The organism is Streptomyces sp. NPDC018031 (assembly GCF_044327625.1).
GTDB lineage: Bacteria > Actinomycetota > Actinomycetes > Streptomycetales > Streptomycetaceae > Streptomyces.
In genome coordinates this window covers 1-22,741 of the sequence record NZ_JBIRFT010000031.1, presented here as the reverse complement: position 1 = coordinate 22,741, position 22,741 = coordinate 1, and the positions used below count along the sequence as shown (strand labels likewise).

At 70.7% G+C, this 22,741-nt stretch carries 22 protein-coding genes and 3 pseudogenes; 16 read left to right on the top strand and 9 right to left on the bottom strand.

Annotated features, from left to right (window positions below; translation table 11 throughout):
- Nucleotides 1–41: 41 nt before the first annotated feature.
- Nucleotides 42–914 carry a universal stress protein gene (locus ACH4B3_RS33370; protein ID WP_398469388.1) on the bottom strand — a complete coding sequence of 291 codons (873 nt, stop codon included), beginning with the start codon at nucleotides 912–914 and terminating at the stop codon, nucleotides 42–44.
- A gap of 94 nt (nucleotides 915–1,008) precedes the next feature.
- Nucleotides 1,009–1,806 carry a universal stress protein gene (locus tag ACH4B3_RS33365; protein WP_398469386.1) on the bottom strand — a complete coding sequence of 266 codons (798 nt, stop codon included), beginning with the start codon at nucleotides 1,804–1,806 and terminating at the stop codon, nucleotides 1,009–1,011.
- A 250-nt stretch (nucleotides 1,807–2,056) separates the two neighbouring features.
- Between ACH4B3_RS33365 and ACH4B3_RS33360 the strand changes: the two genes are divergently transcribed.
- Nucleotides 2,057–2,929: a universal stress protein gene (locus ACH4B3_RS33360; protein WP_398469384.1), complete on the top strand. Its 873-nt coding sequence runs from the start codon at nucleotides 2,057–2,059 to the stop codon at nucleotides 2,927–2,929.
- Between the two features lie 34 nt (nucleotides 2,930–2,963).
- A complete protein-coding gene (locus ACH4B3_RS33355; protein ID WP_398469382.1) occupies nucleotides 2,964–3,992 on the top strand; it encodes an alcohol dehydrogenase catalytic domain-containing protein in 1,029 nt (342 codons plus the stop codon).
- 19 nt (nucleotides 3,993–4,011) lie between these two features.
- Here the strand turns inward: ACH4B3_RS33355 and ACH4B3_RS33350 are convergent, their stop codons facing one another.
- Nucleotides 4,012–4,707 carry a CBS domain-containing protein gene (locus ACH4B3_RS33350; protein ID WP_398469380.1) on the bottom strand — a complete coding sequence of 232 codons (696 nt, stop codon included), beginning with the start codon at nucleotides 4,705–4,707 and terminating at the stop codon, nucleotides 4,012–4,014.
- 264 nt (nucleotides 4,708–4,971) lie between these two features.
- On the opposite strand from ACH4B3_RS33350, the gene ACH4B3_RS33345 reads away from it, so the two are divergent.
- From ACH4B3_RS33345 to ACH4B3_RS33300, 10 genes and pseudogenes are all read left to right on the top strand, one after another.
- Nucleotides 4,972–5,496: a hydrogenase maturation protease gene (locus tag ACH4B3_RS33345; RefSeq protein WP_398469378.1), complete on the top strand. Its 525-nt coding sequence runs from the start codon at nucleotides 4,972–4,974 to the stop codon at nucleotides 5,494–5,496.
- A 226-nt stretch (nucleotides 5,497–5,722) separates the two neighbouring features.
- A complete protein-coding gene (locus ACH4B3_RS33340) occupies nucleotides 5,723–6,904 on the top strand; it encodes a 4Fe-4S dicluster domain-containing protein (protein ID WP_398469376.1) in 1,182 nt (393 codons plus the stop codon).
- A complete protein-coding gene (locus ACH4B3_RS33335; protein ID WP_398469374.1) occupies nucleotides 6,904–7,371 on the top strand; it encodes a cyclic nucleotide-binding domain-containing protein in 468 nt (155 codons plus the stop codon). The genes ACH4B3_RS33340 and ACH4B3_RS33335 overlap by 1 nt, the downstream gene beginning before the upstream one ends.
- On the top strand, nucleotides 7,368–8,234 hold the full coding sequence (locus tag ACH4B3_RS33330; RefSeq protein WP_398469372.1) for an FAD/NAD(P)-binding protein: 867 nt from the start codon (nucleotides 7,368–7,370) through the stop codon (nucleotides 8,232–8,234). The genes ACH4B3_RS33335 and ACH4B3_RS33330 overlap by 4 nt, the downstream gene beginning before the upstream one ends.
- A gap of 2 nt (nucleotides 8,235–8,236) precedes the next feature.
- Nucleotides 8,237–9,052 carry an oxidoreductase gene (locus ACH4B3_RS33325; protein ID WP_398469371.1) on the top strand — a complete coding sequence of 272 codons (816 nt, stop codon included), beginning with the start codon at nucleotides 8,237–8,239 and terminating at the stop codon, nucleotides 9,050–9,052.
- Nucleotides 9,049–10,368, top strand: coding sequence for a Ni/Fe hydrogenase subunit alpha (locus ACH4B3_RS33320; protein ID WP_398469369.1), 1,320 nt, complete (start codon nucleotides 9,049–9,051; stop codon nucleotides 10,366–10,368). Before ACH4B3_RS33325 ends, ACH4B3_RS33320 begins: the two co-directional genes overlap by 4 nt.
- 145 nt (nucleotides 10,369–10,513) lie before the next feature.
- Nucleotides 10,514–11,860 (top strand): nicotinate phosphoribosyltransferase, encoded by a 1,347-nt coding sequence (locus ACH4B3_RS33315; protein WP_398469367.1) that lies wholly within the window; start codon nucleotides 10,514–10,516, stop codon nucleotides 11,858–11,860.
- Between the two features lie 168 nt (nucleotides 11,861–12,028).
- The gene (locus tag ACH4B3_RS33310; RefSeq protein WP_398469365.1) at nucleotides 12,029–12,700 is read left to right on the top strand and encodes a CBS domain-containing protein; all 672 of its coding nucleotides are present in this window, start codon (nucleotides 12,029–12,031) and stop codon (nucleotides 12,698–12,700) included.
- 19 nt (nucleotides 12,701–12,719) lie between these two features.
- The gene (locus ACH4B3_RS33305; RefSeq protein WP_398469363.1) at nucleotides 12,720–13,373 is read left to right on the top strand and encodes a CBS domain-containing protein; all 654 of its coding nucleotides are present in this window, start codon (nucleotides 12,720–12,722) and stop codon (nucleotides 13,371–13,373) included.
- A 257-nt stretch (nucleotides 13,374–13,630) separates the two neighbouring features.
- Nucleotides 13,631–13,948, top strand: a pseudogene (locus ACH4B3_RS33300) (DUF6262 family protein); the annotation flags it as partial.
- A 169-nt stretch (nucleotides 13,949–14,117) separates the two neighbouring features.
- Here ACH4B3_RS33300 and ACH4B3_RS33295 read toward each other — a convergent pair.
- Nucleotides 14,118–14,744 carry a TetR/AcrR family transcriptional regulator gene (locus tag ACH4B3_RS33295; RefSeq protein WP_398469361.1) on the bottom strand — a complete coding sequence of 209 codons (627 nt, stop codon included), beginning with the start codon at nucleotides 14,742–14,744 and terminating at the stop codon, nucleotides 14,118–14,120.
- 66 nt (nucleotides 14,745–14,810) lie between these two features.
- Here ACH4B3_RS33295 and ACH4B3_RS33290 point away from each other — a divergent pair, with 66 nt between their 5' ends.
- Nucleotides 14,811–15,242 carry a hypothetical protein gene (locus ACH4B3_RS33290; protein ID WP_398469360.1) on the top strand — a complete coding sequence of 144 codons (432 nt, stop codon included), beginning with the start codon at nucleotides 14,811–14,813 and terminating at the stop codon, nucleotides 15,240–15,242.
- A gap of 523 nt (nucleotides 15,243–15,765) precedes the next feature.
- Here the strand turns inward: ACH4B3_RS33290 and ACH4B3_RS33285 are convergent.
- Complete coding sequence (locus ACH4B3_RS33285; RefSeq protein WP_398469427.1) at nucleotides 15,766–17,127, bottom strand: HAD-IC family P-type ATPase; 1,362 nt, start codon at nucleotides 17,125–17,127, stop codon at nucleotides 15,766–15,768.
- Between the two features lie 179 nt (nucleotides 17,128–17,306).
- Here ACH4B3_RS33285 and ACH4B3_RS33280 point away from each other — a divergent pair, with 179 nt between their 5' ends.
- Nucleotides 17,307–18,296 carry an Acg family FMN-binding oxidoreductase gene (locus ACH4B3_RS33280; RefSeq protein WP_398469358.1) on the top strand — a complete coding sequence of 330 codons (990 nt, stop codon included), beginning with the start codon at nucleotides 17,307–17,309 and terminating at the stop codon, nucleotides 18,294–18,296.
- Nucleotides 18,297–18,402: 106 nt separating this feature from the next.
- Here the strand turns inward: ACH4B3_RS33280 and ACH4B3_RS33275 are convergent, their stop codons facing one another.
- The 3 genes from ACH4B3_RS33275 to ACH4B3_RS33265 form a co-directional block, all read right to left on the bottom strand.
- Nucleotides 18,403–19,086, bottom strand: coding sequence for a helix-turn-helix domain-containing protein (locus ACH4B3_RS33275; RefSeq protein ID WP_398469356.1), 684 nt, complete (start codon nucleotides 19,084–19,086; stop codon nucleotides 18,403–18,405).
- 713 nt (nucleotides 19,087–19,799) lie between these two features.
- The gene (locus ACH4B3_RS33270) at nucleotides 19,800–20,021 is read right to left on the bottom strand and encodes a hypothetical protein (RefSeq protein ID WP_398469435.1); all 222 of its coding nucleotides are present in this window, start codon (nucleotides 20,019–20,021) and stop codon (nucleotides 19,800–19,802) included.
- Between the two features lie 69 nt (nucleotides 20,022–20,090).
- Nucleotides 20,091–20,363 (bottom strand): hypothetical protein, encoded by a 273-nt coding sequence (locus ACH4B3_RS33265; protein ID WP_398469433.1) that lies wholly within the window; start codon nucleotides 20,361–20,363, stop codon nucleotides 20,091–20,093.
- Here ACH4B3_RS33265 and ACH4B3_RS33260 point away from each other — a divergent pair.
- A pseudogene (locus ACH4B3_RS33260) lies at nucleotides 20,329–20,511 on the top strand (tetrahydrofolate dehydrogenase/cyclohydrolase catalytic domain-containing protein); the annotation flags it as partial. The gene ACH4B3_RS33265 and the pseudogene ACH4B3_RS33260 overlap by 35 nt on opposite strands.
- Before the next feature lie 267 nt (nucleotides 20,512–20,778).
- A complete protein-coding gene (locus ACH4B3_RS33255) occupies nucleotides 20,779–21,630 on the top strand; it encodes an alpha/beta fold hydrolase (RefSeq protein ID WP_398469425.1) in 852 nt (283 codons plus the stop codon).
- 112 nt (nucleotides 21,631–21,742) lie between these two features.
- Here ACH4B3_RS33255 and ACH4B3_RS33250 read toward each other — a convergent pair.
- Nucleotides 21,743–22,605, bottom strand: a pseudogene (locus ACH4B3_RS33250) (IS5 family transposase).
- Nucleotides 22,606–22,741: the final 136 nt, after the last annotated feature.

The following is a 22,741-nucleotide window of genomic DNA, read 5'->3' as shown; positions in this document are numbered from 1 at the left end:
GGTCCAGGGTCGTTGGCCCCGATGGCGCCGACCGTACCGGCTCATATCCGGTGGGGGACGACGGCGACCGGGCATGCGGAGTGGTGGAGCAGTGCGTGGCCGGTCCGCCCCAGCTGGAGGCCGAAGTGACCGTGCCTGCGCAAGGCTCCGAGCACGACGAGATCGGCGTCGGCCGAGGCGTGCACGAGAACCTTGTGCGGAGCGCCTTCCATGAGCCGTCGGCGCACCTCGACGTCCGGGTGGTCGGCCTCGGCCGTGCTCAGCACCTGGGACAGGGTGTGGGAGGCGCCTTCCTCGTAGGCGGCGGTCGCTTCCTCGGTGAGGAGCGGGTGAGCAGGCCCACGGTGGAGTGGATAGCGCCAGGCGTGCACGGCGTGGAGCACACAGCCGCGCACCTCCGCCTCCCGGAAGGCGAAGCGCACCGCTGCCGTGTCCTCTCCGACATCGTGCGCGCCGAGGACCAGGCGCCCCGTCCCGCCCCGGGTGTTCTCGCCGCGGACCACGAACACCGGGCACATCGACCGTCCCGCCACCGCCAGGCTCACCGAGCCCAGCAGGAGGCCGGGTACACCGCCGCGGCCCCGGGAGCCGGTGACGATGGCGAAAGCGTCGTGGCCGGCGTGTACCAGCGCGGTCACCGGGTCCTCGGGAAGGACATCGGCCGAGATCTTCACGTGCGGGTCGCGCAGTCGCGCCCGCTCCGTGCAGGAGGCGACGACATTCTCGGCCATGACCTGTTCCGCGGGCCGGTCGGTGGCGAAGGACGGTCTGATGCCCTCGTACCGCTCCCACACCGAGGCATGGAGAATCCGGAGTTCCACACCGTGCCGGGCCGCTTCGTCGACGGCCCAATCCAGGGCCGTCAGACTCTGGTCCGAGCCGTCCACTCCCACGATCAAGGGTCTGTCCCGCATCGACACGCACCACCTTCCGACTAGCGCCCGGGACGAGTACCCGTGGCGTGGTGGCCTACGCGGTCCGGCAGATCCTTCCCCGGCAGGTCGGCGGTCATATCTGCGGGACGATGGCAACCGGGCACGGTGAGTGGTGCAGCACGCCGTGATTGACCAGACCGAGCTGCAGGCCGAAGTGTCCGACCCGCCGTCGCGCACCCACCACGAGCAGGTCGGCGGTGGAAGCAGCGGCCAGCAGGGCCTTCCGGGCATCTTCGGGCGTGACCCGCCGATCCACGACGACTTCCGGGTAGGACACCTCCAGGCTGTGCAGCCCTTCGCCGAACACCGGGTCGGTCGCCGCCTCGCCCGTGACAGCTGTTGGCTGATCGGGGTCCTCGGCGACCGGAGTGCCGCCGGCGTGGATTGCCACCAGGGCGCAGTGCCGTACGTGGGCCTCCCGGTACGCGAACCGTGCCGCGGTGCCGCTGCCCTCTCCCGCGTCGATGCCGAGGATCACGGCCCGGAAGCGGTCGGACCGGTGGGCCGGGTCCCCGCGCACCACCACCACCGGGCAGTCTGCCCGCGCGGCCGTGGCAAGGCTGACCGACCCGACCAGGAGGCCGGCCAGACCGCCGAGGCCACGGGATCCGAGGACGATGGCGAAGGCGTTGCGCCCGCGTTCGGTCAGCTCGGAGGCGGGGTCCGCACCGGTCACGACTTCACTCGACACGACGGCACCGGGAGCACCGAGCGCAGCCCGTTCCAGGGCGGCGTCCACGACACTTTCGGCAGCGGGCGTCTCGAGGGTGGAGACGTGCACGATCTGCAGCGGGACGCCGTGCCGTGCGGCTTCCTCCGCGGCCCAGTCGACGGCTTCCAGACCGACCGCCGATCCGTCCACGCCGACCACCAGGGGCAGGACCACCGCCTGTCACCTCCTCGGGACTCGCCGGGCGCGTCCGATCGCGCCGGTACGGAGCAGGAACGTCCACGGAAGAGCGAGCGACACGGCAGCAGTCCTCGATATCAGGGTACTTGTGCGGAGGAAGCCGCTCGTCCCGGCGGAGGCGGTTCTGCTGCCGGAGGCGTGCAGACGGCGCCGCCCGGGAAGGGCAGGGCCCGGAGAGCCGGCGGCTCCACTCACCGACGAGGAGCAGGCCATGGAAGACGTCGTCACCGTTGGGCTGGACGGTTCGGCCGAGAGCCTCGCTGCGGCCCGCTGGGCCGCGGCGGAGGCGGACCGCCGACGTTGCACCCTCCGGCTGCTGCATGCCTGGGTGCTGCTGACCCCGGCGCCCGCCGGTATCCCGGCGGAGGACAGCCAGAACTACTGGGCCGAACGGGTGGTGCGGGACGCGGCGAAGGAGCTGAGCCGGCGCCATCCGCATCTCCCCATCGTGGAGGACTTGACCGCTCAGGAAGCGTCGGAGGCGCTGCTCGACGCAGCAGCGCGCTCCCGCTTGCTGGTGCTGGGGTCGCGAGGGTTGTCGGCTCCGGCGAGCTTCTTCCTGGGGGACGTCGGAATGTACGTCACAGCTCGGTCCGAGCGGCCTGTCGTCCTGGTCCGGGCGCACGCCGAAGCCGGTACCGCCGACGAGCCAGGGGTCGAGAGCGTGGGGGTGGTCGCGGGGGTGAGTCTGCACGGTGCATGCGACCGTCTGCTGGACTTCTCCTTCGAGGCGGCGGCCGACCAGGGGCTGCGGTTGAGGTTGGTGCACGGCCGGTCCCTGCCGGTGGTCGCGTACGCCCCCTGGGGCGTGGAACCGGACGTCGCGGCCCAGGTCAGACAGCAAGCGGAGACGGAGCTCACGGAGCTGGTGGAGGGATGGCGGAGGCAGTATCCGGGTGTGCGGGTGACCGCCGAGGTACGGCTGGAAAGCCCCGCCCGGGCAGTGACGCAGGTGGGGCGGACGGCTTCGCTGCTCGTCGTCGGCCGGCGCCACAAACCACTGCTGGCTCCTCATCTGGGCCCTGTCGCCCACGCCGCCGTGCATCACGCCGACTGCCCCGTCGCCGTCGTACCGCACGAATGAGACATCACGTCACCGGACGATCGGAAGAATCCCGATGCGAGCGCTCGTCTACCACGGGCCGGGCCGATTCTCCTGGGACACCGTCCCGGAACCCGAGATCCGCGACCCGGCCGATGCGATCGTACGAGTGGAGATGACTGCCATCTGCGGCAGCGACCTGCACATCGTTCGAGGCGAACTGCCCGAGGTACGACCTGGGACGATCCTCGGGCACGAGGCCGTGGGTACGGTCACCGAGATCGGCCCGGAGGTGCACAACACCCGCCCCGGCGAACAGGTCATCGTCTCCTGTGTCTCGGCATGCGGAAGTTGTCCGTACTGCCTGGACGCCGTGTACGGGCAGTGCCGCGGTGGCGGCGGCTGGATCCTCGGCCGGGAGATCGACGGCACCCAGGCCGAGTACGTCAGGGTGCCCTTCGCCAACCTCTCCGTCCATGCCACTCGCGGCCCCTTGACCAAGGACACGGCCGTCCTCCTGGCGGAGGTGCTGCCGACCGCCTTCGAGGTCGGGGTGCGCAACGGGCACGTAGCGCCCGGAGACACGGTGGTGGTCGTGGGGTCAGGACCGGTCGGCCTGGCCGCGCTGCTCACCGCGCGGGTCCACTCACCGCGCAAGGTCCTGGTGACCGACCTGTCCAGGGCACGGCTGGAAGCTGCGCATCGGCTCGGCGCCGATGCCGCCGTGGTACCGGGAGAACTTCTCGGGGAGCTCGCCGAAGGCCCCGGCGCGGATGTGGCCATCGAGGCCGCCGGGACGCCGGAGAGCTTCCTGCTGTGCACGCGGGTCGTGCGGCCCGGGGGGCACATCGCCAATATCGGTATGCACGGCAGACCCGCGACGCTGCACCTGGAATCGCTGTGGCGGAAGAACGTGACGATCAGCACCGGCCAGGTGGACACCTCGTCGGTCCCCTCGCTCATGGCCATGGTGTCCTACGGGCACCTGGACGTTTCCGGACTGGTGACCGCCCGTATGCCGCTGGATCACATGGAACAGGCGTACGCCGCCTTCGCGGCGGGGCCCGACACCGGCGAACTGAAAGTCGTACTGGGAAGCGGCTGAGAGGCGCCACCCGCGCCCGTCAGCCGGTGCCCTCGGCACCGCCCGCGCCCTTGGCGGCGCGCGGGTCCGGGCCGTGTACCAGGCGGGCCCGGGCATCCACCACGCCCTCCACGGTGCGGGCCAGACGCACCGCGAGGGCGAGAAGTGCGGAGTCGACGGCATGGCCGTCCAGGGTCACGACACCGTCCTCGACCGCGACGGTCACCTGGCCACGGAGAGCGGCGAAGAGCGGGGCCACGACGGCCTCCCGCACCTCCTCCGCCAGCTCTTCGTCCGGACGCAGGAAGACCTTGAGGAGATCACCGCGGCTGATGACTCCCTGCAGCATTCCCGCGTCGTCGACGACCGGCAGCCGTTTGACCCGGTGCACCGCCATGACACGAGCCGCCTGGGCCAGTGTCGCTCCGGCGGGCACGGTCACCGCGGGGGCTGTCATAAGGCCCTCGGCGGTCGGTACTCCCGGTCCCGCGGGCGCCGCCGGACCGGTGGCTTCCGTCACTGCCTCGGCAGCCCCGTACCGGGATGCCTCCACGGGCAGCAGATCCGCCTCCGAGACGACCCCGACCACGCGCCCTTCCCCCTCCAGCACCGGCACCGCACTCACGTCCCACTGCGCCATGGTGCGGGCGATCTCCTTGAACGGGGCCTGCCTCCCCACCGCGACCACCGTCAGTGTCATCACGTCACTGACGGTGTACCGGCTCTGATCGGGCATGACGCTCTCCTCCTCACCGACCGGCCTGTGCCTCCCATGGTGCGCCCAGGAGTGGAAACCACCGTCCGGTCCCTGACGAGGCGGAGGGGTCCGTGGCCGGCCAGCGTGAGGAAGACGGGGTCTTCGCGGCACGGAGCCACGGTCCGAGCGGTAGGCCACGGCATGGGCGATGATCGAGGAAGAGGAGGTCCCGCGCGCCGGGGCACGCCTCCGATGTCCGGCGGCATCCGGGCGGGATCTCCGTAGCGGCATACGGGAGCGTGGATGGCCGGGTCGGGACATATCGCGGTGGTCGGCGTGGGGAACGAGTTCCGCCACGACGACGGCATCGGCTGCATCGCCGTGACCCGCCTGGAAGAGCGCGCACGCCACAGCCCGCTACCTGCCGGGACGGTCGTGTCCCGGTGTGACGGCGACCCGGGCCGGCTCATCGGCCTGTGGGAGGGTGCCGATCTGGCGATCGTGATCGACGCCGCGCACGCGCACCCCGGCCGCCCCGGAAAGGTCCACCGGGTCGAGCTGGCCGATCGCCCTGTCGGCTCCGGTGGCGCGACGAGTTCGCACTCGCTGGGACTGGGAGAGGCGGTCGAGCTGGCCCGCGCGCTGGACCGGCTGCCACGCCGGTTGGTCGTCTACGCCGTCGAAGGGGCCGACCAGCGCATGGGCATCGGCCTGTCGCCACCGGTGGCCGCGGCGGTGGAACCACTCGTCCGTTGCATTGAGGATGACATCGCCCGGCATCGCGACGAGCACCTCGGCGAGTCGGCAGCTGCCGGGCCCGGGAGGTGAGACGGGTGCCCGCCGTCCCACCGCACGCCCTACGGGGATGTCCGTCACCGTGCGATAGGCGAGCCGTGGCCGGTCATGCGACCAGGGTGGAAGAGAAGGCCGGTGAGCTGCGCCGCAGACTCACCACATGAGCCCGGTCGGCCGCTCACACCGCACACCTCCCTCAACGAAACTGCATTTAGTCGATAAATCAGACAAAATAGATGCGGAATACGCGGGAGGTGTGATGGACAAGGCGGCAGAGGGTACGGGCGGCGCCCCGGTCGTCCTCGACCGGGGCGGTCTGGATGCCCTGATCCAGACGCTCACCGCCCGCGGTCGCACGGTCATCGGCCCTACCGTCCGGGACGGAGCCATCGTGCTGCAGGAACTCGACTCCGCGGCACAGCTCCCCTACGGCTGGGGGGTGGAACTGGAAGCCGGTCATTACCGGTTGCGCGAGCGGGACGACGGGGCGGCGTTCGCGCACAGCGCCGGCCCTCAGTCATGGAAGTCGTACCTGCATCCGCAGCGGGTCCGGCAGTGGAGCGCCGACCGCACCCCTGACGGGGACATGACGTTCGCCGAAGACGCCGCGCCGCAGCCCTCTTACGCCTTCCTGGGCGTGCGTCCCTGCGATCTTCGCGCCATCGCCATTCAGGACCGCGTCCTGACCGGCGGCCCGCACACCGACACCGGCTACCGGGCACGCCGGACCGGGGCGTTCCTCATCGCCGTGGAGTGCACCGAACCAGGAGCCACCTGCTTCTGCGTCTCCATGGGGTCCGGCCCGGCCGCGGACGGCGGCTACGACCTGGCCATGACCGAGGTCGTCGACGACGCCGGCCACCGTTTCCTCACCCGGGCGGGCAGCGCGGAAGGCGCCGACATCCTGGCCGGTCTGCCCCACTCGGCGGCCGATCCCGGCACAGTCTCCGCAGCCCGGGACGCGGTCGCCGGAGCCGCTGACCGGATGGGACGCAGCATGCCGCCGGTCAGCCTGCGAGAGCTCATGGGCGACAGTCTGGAGGCGGAGCGCTGGAACGATGTCGCGCAGCGCTGCCTGACGTGCGGCAACTGCACCATGGCCTGCCCCACCTGCTTCTGCACCACCACCGAGGACGTCACCGACCTCACCGGCGACCACGCCGAGCGCTGGCGGCGCTGGGACTCCTGCTTCGACCTCGCCTTCTCCGGCATGCATGGCACACCCGTCCGCTCCACAGGGCGCAGCCGCTACCGGCAGTGGATGACGCACAAACTCGGCACCTGGTACGACCAGTTCGGCAGCTCCGGCTGCGTGGGCTGCGGACGCTGCATCGTCTGGTGCCCGGTCGGCATCGACATCACCGAGGAAGCGGCCGCACTCTACGCCGAGACCCGAGAGCCGGGCGGGGCGCCGCCTCCATACGGAGACGGGGACGGCTGATGGCCGGCCTCAGTTCGCCGCCCGGCCGGCACCCCGCACTCTGGGACGAGCTTCCGGAACGGCTGCTGCGGACCGCTCGGGAGGTTTCCTTCCCGGCCGGTGCGCGGGTGATGGTCCAGGGCGGAACGGCTGAGTGGTTCTGGCTCATGCGCAGCGGGGCGGTCGCGCTGGATCACCGCGACCCCCGCGGGACCACGCGTGTGATCGAGACGGTGGGCCCGGGAGACCTGCTGGGACTCTCCTGGCTCTTCCCACCACATGTCTGGCGCACCGGCGCGATCTCCGTGACCGCCGGCCATGCCCTGGAGTTCGACGCCTCCGCCGTCCGCGCCATGTGCGCCGCCGACCCGGAACTCGGCCAAGCGTTCGTCGCACAGGTGGCCGACACCATCGGGCGGCGGCTGATGGGCACCAGAATCCGGCTGCTGGATGTGTACGGACCGCCCGGTGGCGGAGGCGCGCCGTGAACTCCACCGATTCCGCGGTCGCCCCACGCAACGGGTCCGCGCTCCCGGCCGGACCGCCACTCCCCTACCGTGTGGTCAGCGTGTGGGCCGAGACGGCCGACACTGCCACGCTGGAGCTGGAGCCGGTACGCCACGCGGTGCCCGCCTTCCGCCCGGGGCAGTTCGCCATGCTCTATGCGTTCGGCGTCGGCGAGATCCCCGTCTCGGTCAGCGGCATCGGGCCCTCCGGGCACCGGCTGGTACACACCGTGCGCGCGGTGGGTGCCGTCTCAGCGGCGCTGCGGGGCCTCTCATCGGGTGCGCGACTGGGAGTGCGCGGCCCCTTCGGGCGCGGCTGGGACCCGGTCCGCGCGACCGGCCGTGACGTGTTGGTCATCGCCGGCGGCCTGGGACTCGCGCCGCTGCGCCCCCTCGTCCACGACCTGCTGGACCATGCCGGGGACTACCGGACGCTCAACGTGCTGATCGGCGCCCGCAGCCCGCAGGACCTGCTCTACCGCCACGAGACCGAGGAGTGGGCGGACGTCACCGGCGGCCACGTGGCCACCACCGTCGACCGGTTCGGTCCGGGGTGGGCCGGCTCGGTGGGAGTCGTCACCGCACTGCTCGACCAGGCCGTCTTCGAGCCTGTGGATACCACCGCGTTCGTCTGCGGCCCCGAGGTGATGATGCGGGCCACCGCCCGGGACCTGCTGCGTCGGGGTGTGCCGGCCGACCGTGTCCAGGTCTCCCTGGAACGCAACATGCGCTGCGCCACCGGTCACTGCGGTCACTGCCAGCTGGGGCCGCTGCTGCTGTGCCGCGACGGCCCCGTCGTCCGCTATGACCGCGCCGCGCCCCTGCTCACCGTGAGGGAGCTGTGACCATGACCATCCCGACCGATACGGGACCGTCGCCCGACACCCGGCCCTCCCTGGCGGTGTTCAAGCTGGCGTCCTGCGACGGCTGCCAGCTGACCCTGCTGGACTGCGAAGACGAACTGCTGGCCCTGGCCGGCGAGGTTCGCATCGCTCATTTCCTGGAGGCGTCCAGCGAGGTGGAGCCCGGTCCTTATGACCTCGCCCTCGTGGAAGGGTCGGTCTCCACACCCGCGGACGCGGAGCGGGTACGGCAGATTCGCGCCGCCTCCCGCCATCTCGTCACCATCGGCGCGTGCGCCACGGCAGGCGGTATCCAGGCGCTGCGGAACTTCGCCGACGCCGAGGAGTTCCGCCGCACCGTGTACGCCCGCCCCGAGTACATCGACACCCTCGCCACCTCCACCCCGGTCAGCGACCACGTCCCCGTCGACTTCGAGCTGCGCGGTTGCCCCATCGACCGCAGACAGCTACTGGAGGTCATCACCGCCTTCCTCGCCCGGCGCAGGCCCGACGTCCCCGACCACTCCGTGTGCTTCGAATGCAAGCGACGCGGTACGGTCTGCGTTACCGTCGCCCACGGCACCCCCTGCCTCGGGCCCGTCACCCACGCCGGGTGCGGAGCCATCTGCCCCGCCTACGGTCGCGGCTGCTACGGCTGCTTCGGCCCCTCCGGCTCACCCAATCTCCGGTCCCTCCTCCCACTGCTCCACAGCGACGGCATGGACGACCGGGACATCGAACGGGTCCTGCACACCTTCAACGCGACGGCCTTCGCCGAGGAACAGGAACGAGCCGACCGGGCGGACGAGGTGGCGCCATGACCCACAAGGGCTCCCGACTGCTGCACGTGGCCTCCCTCGCCCGGGTCGAAGGTGAGGGGGCCCTGCGGTTACGCATCCACGGCGGCCAGGTCACCGAAGCCAGGCTGCAGATCTACGAACCGCCCCGCTTCTTCGAGGCGTTCCTGCGTGGCCGCGGGCACACAGAGCCGCCTGACATCACCTCGCGTGTCTGCGGCATCTGCCCCGTGGCCTATCAGATGAGCGCCTGCCGCGCGGTGGAGAACGCCTGTCAGGTCACCGTGGACGCGCCGATCGCCGCGCTGCGGCGGTTGCTGTACTGCGGAGAGTGGATCGAAAGCCAGAGCCTCCACATCTACCTGCTGCACGCGCCGGACTTCCTCGGCTGCGAAGGGGCCGTCGGCCTGGCGAAGACCCACCGCGAGCACGTCGAGCGCGGACTGCGACTGAAGCAGGTTGGGAACGCGGTCATGGAACTGCTCGGTGGTCGGGCCATCCACCCGATCAATGTCCGCCTCGGCGGTTTCCACCGGGCGCCCACCCCTGCCGAGCTGCGCCCCCTCGCCGAGCGGCTACGCCGCGCACGGGACGACGCGTGGGAGACGGTCCGCTGGGTGGCCGGCTTCGACTTCCCCGAAGCCCGGACCGACCACGACCTGTTCGCCCTCTCCGAGCCGGACCGCTACGCCATCGACGACGGGGTTCCCACCGTACTGCGCGACGGCGAGGCCCAGCCCCGCACCTTCCCCGTGACGGCGTTCGGCAGCCACGTGACCGAGGAGCAGGTGCCGCACTCCACGGCGCTGCACGCCGGACTGGACGGCCGCCGTTACCTGACCGGCTCACTGGCCAGGTACGCCATCAGCGGCACCCGGCTGTCGCCGCTCGCCCGTGAGGCGGCGCACCTTGCCGGGCTGGACGGGGACTGCCGCAACCCCTTCCGCACCATCGTGATCCGAGCAGTGGAAGTCCTCTACGCGGTCGACGAGGCGTTGCGCATCATCGACGGCTACGAGTCCCCTGCCCGGCCTCACGTGCCGGTGCCCCCGCGCGCCGCCACCGGGCACGGAGCCACCGAGGCGCCTCGCGGACTCCTGTATCACCGGTACGTCCTCGACGGCCAGGGCACCGTGACCGACGCACGCCTGGTGCCACCCACCGCACAGAACCAGCGCGCGATCGAGGAGGACCTGCGTCGCCTCACGCAGGCCGCACTCGCCGCCGGTGACCCTGGCGACACCGAGCTCACGGCACTGTGCGAGCGGGGAATTCGCAACCACGACCCCTGCATTTCGTGCTCCACACACTTTCTCGACCTGACCGTCGTTCGCGGCTGAGCGGACCGCGACGGAGGGGGACGCCTGCAGCGGCGGGGGCCGGCGAACCACACGGACCAGTGACACCACTCCCCAGGAATCCCACCGGCGCCGGGAAGCGGACCGGGACACCTGGCCACGGCGGGCTCCGAAAGGTGAGGCGCGGATGTCGGATGTGACGACCACCGACCTGTACGAGGTCACCATGGCGATGTCGTACCTGCGGGAGGGCATGACCCGGCCGGCGACGTTCAGCCTGTTCGTCCGTGAGCTGCCGCCCGGTAGGGGCTTCCTGGTCGCTGCCGGGCTGGAGGATGCCCTGGATCTGCTCTCCGGCTTCCGTGTGACTCCGGAGGACACCGAGGCCTTCGCCGAGGCGCTCGGCAGGTCGCCGCAGGACCTGGCCGCCTTGCGGGAGCTTCCCTTCGACGGGGAGGTGCGGGCCGTCCCCGAGGGCAGGCTTGTCTTCGGCGGGGAACCGCTGCTGGAGGTGACCGCTTCCCTGCCCGTGGCGCAGCTGGTCGAAACGGCCCTCCTCAACCGCCTCAGCCATCAGACCGCCCTTGCCTCGAAGGCGGCCCGCTGTGTCATCGCGGCAGCGGGCAGGCCCGTGGTCGACTTCTCGCTGCGCCGCACCCACGGCACGCAGGCAGGCTTCCATGCCGCCCGGGCGGCATCTCTCACCGGATTCTCGGGCACCAGCAACGTGGCGGCCTCGGCCCGTGTCGGACTGCCCGCCGTTGGCACCATGGCCCATTCCTACGTGGAGGTCTTCGCATCGGAGGAGCAGGCTTTCCACGCCTTCGCACGGGCTCATGACGGCCCACTCGTCCTGCTCGTGGACACCTATGACACGGAACAGGGGGTGCGAGTCGCCACCCGGGTGCTGCGCGATCTCGACCGCGGCCCCGGCTCGGCCGTCCGGCTCGACAGCGGCGACCTGGGCGACCTGGCGGCCCGGTCCCGCCGCATTCTGGACCGCGCAGGTCTGCCCGGGGTCCGGATCATCGCCAGTGGAGGTCTGGACGAGTACACGGTGGACCGGCTGGTCCGCTCCGGTGCGCCGATCGACGTGTATGCGGTCGGGACCCGGGTGGGAGTGTCCGCCGACGCCCCGTTCCTGGACTCCGCCTACAAGATCGTGGACTACGACGGCCGTCCGCTGATGAAGCTGTCGTCCGGGAAAATCACCGCCCCGGGCCGGAAACAGATCTACCGGCGACCTGGTGACCTCGACGTGATCGCCCTTGCGGACGAACCACCACCGGCGCACGCCCGCCCCCTGCTGGAAACGGTGATGCGGGGCGGACGCCGTACCGGGGCCAGGGACAGGCTTGACGACGCCCGTGCCCGTTTCCAGGCGGACCTCGCCGAGCTGCCCGCCGATGCTCGCAGGATCGACGGTCCACTGGCCCCTCGCGCTGTCCTCTCGGAGCGGCTGTCGGCCCTCGCCGAGCACGTTCGCCACGCGCTCGGGCAACCCGGTACGGGACCGAGACCGCCCCACCCATAGGGCCGGGCCGGCCTCCGTCGCCCGGACGGCGGGGCGGCGCAACCTCGGGTGGCGCCTCGCCGGGGACTCCGTATCTTCAAAAGGGGGAGCTGGGATCGAAGGCGGCGGCGCGATCAGCCGTCCCCTTCCGGGTAGTCCGCGGTACCGGTTTCCGTGCGAGGAGTCCCTATGGCCGAGTCGCCGCGCAGGATCAGCGACGTGATGACGCGGACGGTCGTCGCCGTGGGCCGCGACGCCTCGTTCAAGGAGATCGTCGAGATCATGGGGCGCTGGAAGGTCAGCGCGGTTCCGGTTCTGGAAGGCGAGGGTCGCGTCATAGGTGTGGTATCGGAGGCGGACCTACTCCCCAAGGAGGAGTTCCGCGACCAGGTGCTGGAGCGGCCGGAGATGGCGCGGCAGCGCCTCGCGGAGATGGCGAAGGCCCGCGCGGTGACGGCCGAGGAACTGATGAGCAGCCCCGTGGTCACGGTGCATGCGGACGCCACCGTGGCGGAGGCTGCCCGGACCATGGCGATACGAGGCGTGAAGCGGCTGCCCGTGGTCGACAGCGAGGCCAAACTGTGCGGCATCGTCAGCAGGGCTGATCTGCTCCAGGTCTTCCTGCGCTCCGACGAAGACCTTCAGGGCGAAGTTCGCGGTGTCCTCCTCGCCGATCCCCTCCACACCTTCGGAGACCTGCGAATGAGCGTGTCGGACGGCGTGGTCACGCTGGCAGGTCAGGTCCGTGAAGCCGGCCTCATCCCCATCGTCGTACGGCTGGTGCGGGGAGTGGAGGGCGTTGTCGACGTGGAGGCGCACATCGGGGTAGCGGCACCGCCCGGAGGGCCGAAGCAGCCGTGAACGTCGAAGGGATCGCACCATGCACCACCGCACCGTCGGCGAGCTCATGACCAGGTCGGTTGTCCGCGCACGGCCCCAGATGCCGTTCAAGGAGGTCGCCAGGCTCCTTGCGGACAACGAGGTCACCGCCGTACCGGTCGTGGACAACCTGGACCGTCCCATCGGGGTGATCTCGGAAGCCGACCTGCTACGCAAGGCGGCGGACCAGCCGGACCCCTCGGGCCGGATCGTCCTGCCACACCCGGAGGCGTGGGAGCGTATCCAGGCCGAAGGCGCCCGGGCGGAGGAGATCATGTCCGCCCCGGCGGTGTGCGCGCGCCCGGAGTGGACGGTGGTGGAGGCCGCCCGGCTGATGGCTGTCCACGGCATCAAGCGCCTGCCGGTGGTGGACGAGGCGGACCGTCTCCAGGGCATCGTCAGCCGCGGCGACCTGCTGCGGGTCTTCCTGCGGACCGATGACGCCATTCGGGAGGAGATCCATACGGACCTGCTGCGCCGCACCATGCGCCTGGCGCCGTCGGAAGTCTCCGTGGAAGTCAGGGAGGGCCAGGTCACTCTGACCGGTTCCGTCCCGGCACGCAGCCTGATCCCGGTCGTCGTACAGCTGTGCCGGGGTGTGGACGGTGTGGTGTCCGTGGCGGAGCACCTCCGGTACACCACCGACGATAGCTAGCCGATGGTGATCGGATCCTGTCCTTGCCCTACGTATGCCTTGCAACCGTGACCACCGGCTCCGGGCGCGACCGCCGCCCGTACGGCTGATGCGCACCGCTCAGGACGTCTCCACGCCGGGCGGCGAGCCGCGGGCGGACCAGGCACCAGTTGCGCAGAGCCTCGCGCCGGACGCGGTGTTCGCTGCGCTGGCCACCTCGGGGCGAGGACCCGAGGCTTCCGTGATTCCGCCATGCGCGCGGCCGCCAGGCCGACACCGAGCGGCGCCGCCAGCGGGTCGCCACCGCAGTGAAGAACGCCGCGCGGAACGGCCCGCCCATCAGCGTCCCGGCCATCGCCCGGCAGGCCGGAGTCGATCGCAGCTTCCTCTACCGACACCGCGACCTCTTGGAGATCGTGCACGCGGCCGAGCTCGAACCTGCGGCTCAAGACCCAGCAGGCACTTCACCGGTGAGCCGGGCCTCGCTTCAGGCCGACTTCGCGAACACCCAAGCTCGCAACGCTCGCCTGACCGCCCGCGTTCAGCAATTGGAGAAGCGGCTGTCGCAGGCGCTGGGAACTCAGGCATGGCAGTAGTCAGGGCTCGGAGCCCCAGCGGACATCGACGAGCTCCAGCGGAAGATCACGAGGCTGGAGCAGCACAACGTCGAACTGACTTCCGCGTTGGAGGAGGCCCGGTCTGATCTCGATGCCGCGAGGGAGGCCAACCGAGATCTGACCAGAGCCCTGAACCAACGCGGCCGAATCACGCAGGGGCGTCGACGTCCTGATCGATGAGGGTCGCGTTGGACACCAGAGCGCAGGCGGTGTCGGCGAAGTACTGCTCGTCGGCCCCGGGGGCGAGGCCCAGAATGACTCCCTGCGTGAGACCGACGAACAGTGCCCTGAGCGCGGTAACCAGACGTTGTGCCTGATGCGGCGTCACGGCTTTCCCCTTGTGCGATCTGCCGGTGAACAACGCGATCAGGTGGTTCTCCTGCGTCTGGACGGACATGGCGAGCTGGGAACCGAGTTCGGGATCGTGCAGGGCCATGTCCAGCAGGGTGATCTGCAACGACAGGGCAGAGATCGCGGCCGGGGCATCGCAGCTGCGCCGGTAGTACCGGGCGAAGGCTTCAACCGCTTCCAGGAGATCCATTTCTGTGGGAATCGCCTGCTCGATCTCTTGGTAGTGCGGCCGCAGGTAGTCGGTGACCAAGGCTGCCACCAGGCCTCCCTTGCTGCCGAACAGTGAGTAGACAGCGCCGGTCGTCAGGCCGGCCTGCTCGGCGATCTCGTCGAGCCTGGCGCGGTGCCCATCCCGGGAGACGACTTGGAAGGCAGCGTCCAGCAGGGCGCGGCGGTTGCGTTCCTTGGTTTCCGCTCTCGTCATTCTCATAATTCCATTATTCTAGTAACGAAGTTACGGGAGTAGGACAGGCATCAGAGAGGAACGCTCATGACGCAGGCCCAGGCTGTGACACCGCCGGCGACGCGCCGCTTGGCGGGGATCGTCGCCGACGGTGTCTTCAAGGTGCTGCTCGGTGCCGCCTACTTGTTTGGCGCTTCCTGGCTTGGCGATCTGCTGAGCGTGTCCGCCTGGTTGATGGTCGTCTCCGGCGTCGCCCTGCTGATCGGTGGCGGGATCGAGATCAAGTTTGTGCGCAGCCGCCCGATCCCCACCTACATGCGGCTCATGGTCGCCTACGACAGCGGCTGGGGGCTGACGGCGCTTGTCGGCTTACTGATGGCATGGCAGGACGGCAGCGCCGGGGGTGAGGTGTGGATCGGGTACCAAATAGTCGCTCCCCTGGTGTTTGCCGTACTGCTGCTGGTCGCTACTCCTGTGCCGCTGGCCTCAGAGACCGGCGAGGAGGACTCCGAAGACTGACACTGAACCTCTGCTGCCGACTCGGCAACCCTGCCTGGCGACCCGACAGTGGCGCCACACCTGTTGCGCACGATAGCGTCGATCGCACCGGCGCTGAGCTGCACAAAAAGTGGTCTCCACTCGCCTCGCGCCACACGGTCGCCCCCAGAGAACCCGGCTGACCGCGGAGGCAGTGGCGCGCCGGGTCGGCATGGTGCGCCGTCGGCCCGCCGTGGTGACCGGCTCCCGGCTCGACCTGCTGGACGACCAGGGCCATCCCCGTGCCCGGCCAGCGGCTGTGTCCCGGAGACGAACTGCTCGTGGTCTCACACGCGGCCACCGAGCGGCAGATCCACGAAGCGTTCCAGTAGCCAAGGCGCGGACGACGGTTCGCCGAGCCCCAGCGGGCACGTCCTTCGACGGGCCCGCCCGGCCAGTGGTGCGGGCAGGCGCGCCTGGCTAGCCGTGAAGTGACGGCCATGGGGAATCCCGTCCCGGGCGAACGGGAGCGTCTCGCCGTCACGCCTCCGGCGGGCGAACTTCCTCAAGCGGCGGCGCGGAGTGGGGCACGGGGCTCGTCCTTGCGGACGCGTGCCTGCAGACGCATCAGTGCGTAGCCGAGCGCGGACAGAGCACAGCTGATCCCGATCTCGAGGGCGGTCAGCGGCTCGGTGCCGAGCGGGGTGCGCAGGGGCGGCAGGTAGACGCCGGTGACCTGGAGGGCGAGGGACCCGGCCACCGCCACGAGCAGGAAGGGGTTGGCCAGGCTGCCGGGACGGGCGCGGGAGCCCAGGGCCACGCCCAGCTGGGTGGCGCCCAGCACCATGAAGACCATCGTCTGCCACGGCCGGTCGACGAGGTGGGCCCAGGCTCCGGCGGCGAGCGTGATCAGGGCGTCGGCGCTGCCCATGGCCAGGATGCGGACCCACAGTCCGGCACCCAGCACGCTCTCCTCCGGTGGCCGCGGCGGTGCGCGCATCACCTGGGAGGCGACGGGCACGATCGCCTGTCGCTCTGCCATCCGCCGGGCGCCCAGCGCCAGGGCGAGAGTCACCACCGCCGGCAGGGACTCGGGCACGGCTGCCACCGCCAGACTGATGGCCGCCACCACCATCAGCTCCGCCGGCTGGCCTCGAGCCAGTCCGAGGGCCAGCACGACCGCGCACAGCACCAACGTCACGAGAGCCAGGATCTTCCCGAAGCGCACCAGGCGGCGCTGGAGGGGGGTCAGCTCCGGTTCGCCGCCCAACAGCGCCGCGATCCTGCCCAGCGCGCTGTGCGGACCCGTCGCGGTGACCCGGACCACACCACGGCCACGCACCACGACCGTTCCGGCCGACACCACGCCCTCCCCCGGTCCGGCGTACGGCGTCTTCTCCACCGGGACGGACTCACCGGTCAGGGACGACTCGTCCAGCAGCCACTGGGCCGCTTCCAGTACCTCGCCATCGGCCGGCACGATGTCGCCCTCACCGAGCAGCGCCACATCACCGGGGACCACGTCGGCCGACCGCACCGAACGCGTCGTACCACCACGGACGACGCGGGCTGCCGGGGCACTCATCGCCGACAGGGCCGCGACTGCCTGCTCGGCCCGCACCTCCTGGACGACGCCGACCACGGTGTTCACCGTGATCACCAGCACGATCACCACCGTGTCGGTCAGGTCGCCGGTGACGACGGTGAGCACCGCCGCCACCAGCAACACGACGATCAACGGATCGCGCAGCTGCCGCACCACGCGTCGCCAAACAGGAGTACGACGCTCTACAACTACTACGTTCGGGCCCCAGGCCGCCAGCTGCCGCGCGGCCTCCTCCTCCGACAGTCCCGTGCCGCCCGGTGCCGGCGGACCAGGTCGCTCGCCGCCCAATCGACGCCTCCGGTGACCGCTGCCGATCTGCATCCCCACGCTAGAAGGCGCCCGGACCGGACGCACGGCGGCCCCCGCCGGGTGGACGGCGCTCGGCCCGCACCTCGCCGCGGGCCTCCCTGCGACCGGCCCCAGCCGCACGGCGACGGTCGCCGGAGCCACCTATCGTGGAAAACGCGGCATTGCGCACGACCGGCCGAAGGGAGGCACCGGTGCCCGAACCGCTGGACCGCGAGACCGTGGCCGCTCTCGTACGCGACGCCGCAGCCGCCCCGTCGATGCACAACGCGCAGCCCTGGCGGTTCCGCTTCCTCAGCGGTACCTCCACATTCGAGCTGCGTATCGATCCCGAGCGCACCCTCCCACACACCGATCCCACCGGCCGGGGCACGCACCTCGGCTGCGCTGCTGCCCTGTTCAACCTACGTGTCGCCGCGACGCACGCGGGCTGGGGACCGGAACACCGCTTGCTGCCCGACCCCGGTCAGCGGCACCTGCTCGCCGCCGTCCGACTCGCTGAACCAGCCGGTCCGCCGGGCGAACTGGCATCGCTGTACCCGGGCATCCACCGGCGGCACACCAGCCGGGAGCCCTTCGAGGACCGCCCCGTCCCCGAAACGGTGAGAGACGCCCTTGCACACGCCGCCCGGCGAGAAGGCACACAGCTGGTGTTCCCCTCCGCATGGCACGCCGGGTCGCTCCTTGATCTCGTCCAGGACGCGGAGCGGCAGGAAGCATCCGACCCCGCAGCGAAGGGAGAGGTGGCGCGCTGGGTCCGCACGGAGGAGCCTGCCGCCGGTGAGCCGCCCACCGACGGTATCCCCGCCGATGCCCTGGGGCCGCGCAGATGGGACGGAAGGGCTCCGGTCCGCGACTTCACCGCCGGTCGGCACGCGGCCGACAGACCGAGCGCCACCTTCGAGGCGACACCTCAGCTGGCACTGCTGGGGACGGCAGGGGACGAGCCGGAGGACTGGCTGCGGGCCGGCCAGGCAATGCAACGCGTCCTGCTGGTGGCAACGCTCAACGGCCTGGCCACCTCCCTCACCTCCCAGGCCCTAGAATGGCCGGACCTGCGCTGGTCCGCCCGCGAGCCTGTCTCGGCGATGGGGCATGTGCAGATGGTGTTCCGCCTCGGCTTCGGCCCGCCAGGGACCCCGACTCCCCGTCGGCCCGTCGATGAGATCCTCGACGTTCAGTGAGACGTTCGTTCAGTGATCGGTGCGGGCCCTGTGACCTACCCACCAGGGCTGAGCCTGCCGGCCGTGCACTCGGACGCCTCAGGGAACCGACCCTGCAGGCTTCCGCTTACAGCTGCTGAATGAGCCGGCCGCTCACCTGATCGGGAACGAGACGGATCCACAGATTGCGTGGGCCCCCCGCCCACGGCTGTGATCCGGATCGTCCGGCGAAGGCCTCCGTTTCCGCGGGATCGGTGAGGTGTTCGGCGGTCCCCACGATGAGCACACTCCAGCCGCTGCTGTCGCCCTCACTCAGGTGATCCGCCTCGAAGGACAGCTGTGTGCCCCCGGTGACCGCCGCAGGGCTTGCCTGCTCCGTGCGGTAGACCACGGTCCGGGCATCCACCAGATAGTTCACCGGCAGCACCAGCGGCGCGTCGGCCGCCGACAGGCCCAGGCGGCCGACGCCGTGAGTACCCAGCCGTTCCCAGCAGTCCGCCTCGCTCAACCGCATGAGCGCCGGGTGGGCCGCAGCACCCCGCTGACCTGCAGGGGCGTCGAGGCGGCCGCCCACCAGCTCTTCATAGGACATCCGGAGGGCGTCGGCAACGCGCTGGATGGCGGGCGGGTCGAAGTCGCCGCCGAGCAACCCTAGCCGACGCAGATATGCCACCGACATGCCCGCCCTGCGAGCGAGCTCCTCTTCCGTCATGCCCAGCTGTGCCCGCCGCACCGCACTGCGGGCGGCGATGTCCTCCGTCCCGGCAGAGGTCCCCGTTTGCTCCTGCGCCCCGCGCTCTTCGTTCCTCATCGCCGTCCTCCCACTCATCCGGCTCCGGGCGCTACCCGAGCGTCGCACCGGCTCCCCCGCCTCCAGGGAAACAGACCAGGAGACACCACTGCCAGCGGGGCCTTGTCCAACCGACGCGTAAGAAGCTGCCGCCCCTCATCTCTACGGAAACGGCCTCCAGCCTGGAGATTTGCCGGTCGGGACGGCAGCGTCCAACCTGCGGCCCCTTGCCCCCGAGCTCGCTCGATGGAAGTCCGATACACGATTTCTATGCTCTCCGAGCGAAGATGTGCCTCCATCGAGACGGTCACTCGGGCTCCTCAAGGCGTTCACTTCCGGTTGCTCGGCGCTGAGCAATGTCGAGGCGATCACGAACGCGGTGCCTTCCTTCCGGGCTCCGGCCGCCCGGCGGGCGATGCGGGCTGAGGAAGCCGCGGAGGCCGGTGATGACACCGCCCGTACTGCTGTAGCGGTCAACCGGAGGACGGCCCTGCTCGGCGTCGGCGACCCGGCCGGCTGGCAGGCCTTGAGGAACTGCCCGCAAGCAGCGAGAACCCTGCGGTCCTCCTGCCCCTGGCGCGCAGCCGGGGCAACGCGCCGGAGGCTTCACTGCCCACGGTTACCCTGGCGCAGGAAGGCATCGAACTGGTCCTACGGGCCGGCTCCCCTTACCTCGAACGCACCGCGCGCGGAAGCAACCTCGTGCTGGACTGGACCGGCCGGGGTCGGGCCGTTCAGAACGGTGGCTCGTCCGGCCAGGGGTGCCGGACCGGCAGGAGCCGGATGCCCAGCTGGCGCCGGTCGGCCCAGCAGCCGCACGCCTCCGTCTCCGGGAACGGGTCGCCGGTCCACCAGCCGCCGTCGCCGTGGCAGTGCGGGCAGTTAGGCCGGGGCTGGGCGGTGATCTCGATGCGGTGCCGGTCGGCGTGGAGCTTGAGGTGGGCGGCCTTGAGCATGGCGGCCGCCGTCGCCGCGGCGAGCGGGACGGCGGGAGCAGCAGGGCGGCGCGAAGGCGTGCGGTCATGTCAGCGGGCCGCGGCGTCCGCGAGGACCTCGGCGTGGTCGAACGCGAGGTCGGGGAGGGCGTCCAGGGGACACCAGCGGGCGGCGGTGGCGTCGTCCCCTGCCAGCGGGAGGGGCGAGGGCAGGGTGGCGGTGTAGGCGACGGTGACGTACCGGCCGCCGGTCGCGGCCGGGAGCGTCGTAGGCGGCCGGGGCGTACGGGGCCGGCGACGACGAGGCGGGCCCCGCATCGTCGAGCAGGTGTCCCAAGCAGCGGCCGATATCCGAAAGAGCACCGGTACGGCCCCATGCCTGGCGACCGTGCTGGTCGGAGAGGATCCAGCGTCGGCGACCTACGTCCGGATGAAGCGGGCCCGATGTGCGAGCGCCGGTATCGCGTCCCGGCATGTGCGCTGCTTGCCTCAGCGAGTACTGCGGAGGTCGTCGGCACGATCGCCGGGTTGTCGCCCTGGTGTGCGCGGCATTGGGGTGCAGCATCCGGTCGGGCCGGGCCCGCGGACCTGGTCGACGAACGCGGCCGCAGCCGACACGCACCGGCGGTCCGGGACCGCAGCTTCATGGTCCTGCTCGGAAGGAAAAAACTCCGGCAGAGCGATGACTTTTCCGGTCGGGCCTGGTCTTACCCAGTACAGCCGTCGAGGCTGGCCCGCGAGCGCCGCGAACCACCGGAAAACAGATACAGGAGCTTTGATGAGCACCACGCACAAGGTCACCTCCGCCGACGGCACCACCATCACGTACGACCGGTACACCCCGACGGGCCGCAGCCAAGGAACCGTCATCCTCGTCGGCGGCGCCTTCAGTTACCGGATGTTCCCGAAGATGGTGGATCTGGCACAGGTGCTGGCTGCCGAGTACGACCTGACCGTCGTCAACTACGACCGCCGCGGACGCGGCGACAGCAGCGACACCCCAGGCCGCTACGACGCCGCGCAAGAGATCGACGACCTCACCGCACTGGTCGCCGCCGAAGGCGGCTCGGCGGCGCTGTTCGGCTGGTCCTCCGGCGCGGTGCTCGCGCTGCGGGCGACCGCCGCCGGACAGATCCCTGGCATCACCCGAGTTGTCGCGTTCGAGCCGCCGTTTGTCGTCGACCGCACCCGCCACGTGCCGCCGCCGGACCTCACCGCCACACTCCACCAACTGGTCGCCGACAACCGCCGCGGCCAGACCGTCCGCTACTTCATGACCAAAGCCATGGGCATCCCCGCACCGTTCGTCGGCCTGATGCGGATCACCCCGATGTGGTCCAAGCTCACCGCTGTGGCCAACTCCACCCCGCACGACTGGGCGGTCATGGCCGAGCATATGCGCGGGGAGCCGCTCGCCCCGTCCGACTGGGTCAGCGTGCAGGTGCCCGTCCTCGTCCTCTGCGGCGGCCGCAGTGACGCCCTTCTCCGCACCGCAGCCCGCGCCGCCGGCGCGGTCCTGCCCGACGCCCGGCACACCGAGATCGCGAAGCTCAGCCACAACCCGAACGTCCGACTGCTGGCACCGCCCGCCGGCGAATTCCTCACCATCAAGCCGACGCCGACCGTTTGACCGCCACGGCCCGCTAAGGAGCACACCACCGGGGGCAGAGCCGCAACACAAGGAGTAGTACGCGCACTGCCCGGGCCGGCGAGGACCGGAGCCGCTCCAGCTCCGCGCCCCCCTACCGTCCAGCAGGTGCAACGCCGCCCGTCGCCACGCCACGCGACTGTTTTGGGGCGGTGCATGCGGTGACCGACACCGGCCGCTCGATGTCGTAGCGGGTGGCGATGCCCCGCCATTGCTTCAGGCGGTTGAAGCACCGTTCCACGACGTTGCGGTGCTTGTAGACCTCGCGGTCGAAGGCCGGCGGGCGGCCACCGCGGCTGCCTCGCCGGTCCCGGTTGCTGACCTGGTCGGCCCGCTCGGGAATCGTGTGGGCGATGCCCTTGCGGCGGAGCCAGGCGCGGATCGCCTTCGAGCTGTAGCCCTTGTCGCCCAGGACGTGATCGGGCCGGGTGCGGGGTCGTCCCGGTCCGATCCGGGGCACCCGGATCGCTTCCATCACGGCGGTGAACCGGGTGCAGTCGTTGGTGTTGCCGCCCGTGATGACGAAGGCGAGCGGAAGGCCTCGGCCGTCACAGGCCAGGTGAATCTTGCTGGTCAGACCGCCTCTGGACCGGCCGAGGGCCGGGTCGCGGAGCCCCCTTTTCGGGCCCCCGCCGCATGCTGGTGGGCCCGGAGGATCGTGGAATCGACGGACACCAGCCACTCGATGTCGCCCGCCGCGTCCGCCTTCGCCCGGGCGGCCCGGAGCATCCGGTAGAACGTCCCGTCCGCCGCCCACCTGCGAAAACGCGTATGCAGCGTGGCCCACGGACCGTAACGCTCGGGCACATCCCGCCAGGCCGTCCCGGTCCGGAACTTCCACACGATCCCGTTCAGGACCCGACGGTCGTCCAGCCGCTTCCGCCCCCGCAACGACACGGGCAGCAACGGCCGGACGAACCCCCACTCTGCATCGGACAGTTCATGGCGACGTATCACGACACCATGATCCACCAACGCTGATCATTTGAAGACACTGCCTAAAGGGTGTTGCATAAGGTCGGGCTCGGGCAGGCCGGAGTTGTGCTTGACCTGCTGTTTCACCCGGTCAGGGCGAGGTTGTGCATGGTGGCAA

Bases quoted from the DNA above. Each gene is read 5' to 3' on its own strand.
- ACH4B3_RS33255 (WP_398469425.1), top strand. From the start codon at position 20,779: ATGAGCACCACGCACAAGGTCACCTCCGCCGACGGCACCACCATCACG.
- ACH4B3_RS33370 (WP_398469388.1), bottom strand. From the start codon at position 914: ATGCGGGACAGACCCTTGATCGTGGGAGTGGACGGCTCGGACCAGAGT.
- ACH4B3_RS33270 (WP_398469435.1), bottom strand. From the start codon at position 20,021: ATGCTCAAGGCCGCCCACCTCAAGCTCCACGCCGACCGGCACCGCATC.
- ACH4B3_RS33310 (WP_398469365.1), top strand. From the start codon at position 12,029: ATGGCCGAGTCGCCGCGCAGGATCAGCGACGTGATGACGCGGACGGTC.
- ACH4B3_RS33325 (WP_398469371.1), top strand. From the start codon at position 8,237: ATGACCATCCCGACCGATACGGGACCGTCGCCCGACACCCGGCCCTCC.
- ACH4B3_RS33340 (WP_398469376.1), top strand. From the start codon at position 5,723: ATGGACAAGGCGGCAGAGGGTACGGGCGGCGCCCCGGTCGTCCTCGAC.
- ACH4B3_RS33305 (WP_398469363.1), top strand. From the start codon at position 12,720: ATGCACCACCGCACCGTCGGCGAGCTCATGACCAGGTCGGTTGTCCGC.
- ACH4B3_RS33355 (WP_398469382.1), top strand. From the start codon at position 2,964: ATGCGAGCGCTCGTCTACCACGGGCCGGGCCGATTCTCCTGGGACACC.
- ACH4B3_RS33360 (WP_398469384.1), top strand. From the start codon at position 2,057: ATGGAAGACGTCGTCACCGTTGGGCTGGACGGTTCGGCCGAGAGCCTC.
- ACH4B3_RS33290 (WP_398469360.1), top strand. From the start codon at position 14,811: ATGACGCAGGCCCAGGCTGTGACACCGCCGGCGACGCGCCGCTTGGCG.
- ACH4B3_RS33335 (WP_398469374.1), top strand. From the start codon at position 6,904: ATGGCCGGCCTCAGTTCGCCGCCCGGCCGGCACCCCGCACTCTGGGAC.
- ACH4B3_RS33350 (WP_398469380.1), bottom strand. From the start codon at position 4,707: ATGCCCGATCAGAGCCGGTACACCGTCAGTGACGTGATGACACTGACG.
- ACH4B3_RS33345 (WP_398469378.1), top strand. From the start codon at position 4,972: ATGGCCGGGTCGGGACATATCGCGGTGGTCGGCGTGGGGAACGAGTTC.
- ACH4B3_RS33315 (WP_398469367.1), top strand. From the start codon at position 10,514: ATGTCGGATGTGACGACCACCGACCTGTACGAGGTCACCATGGCGATG.
- ACH4B3_RS33285 (WP_398469427.1), bottom strand. From the start codon at position 17,127: ATGCAGATCGGCAGCGGTCACCGGAGGCGTCGATTGGGCGGCGAGCGA.
- ACH4B3_RS33295 (WP_398469361.1), bottom strand. From the start codon at position 14,744: ATGACGAGAGCGGAAACCAAGGAACGCAACCGCCGCGCCCTGCTGGAC.
- ACH4B3_RS33275 (WP_398469356.1), bottom strand. From the start codon at position 19,086: ATGAGGAACGAAGAGCGCGGGGCGCAGGAGCAAACGGGGACCTCTGCC.
- ACH4B3_RS33320 (WP_398469369.1), top strand. From the start codon at position 9,049: ATGACCCACAAGGGCTCCCGACTGCTGCACGTGGCCTCCCTCGCCCGG.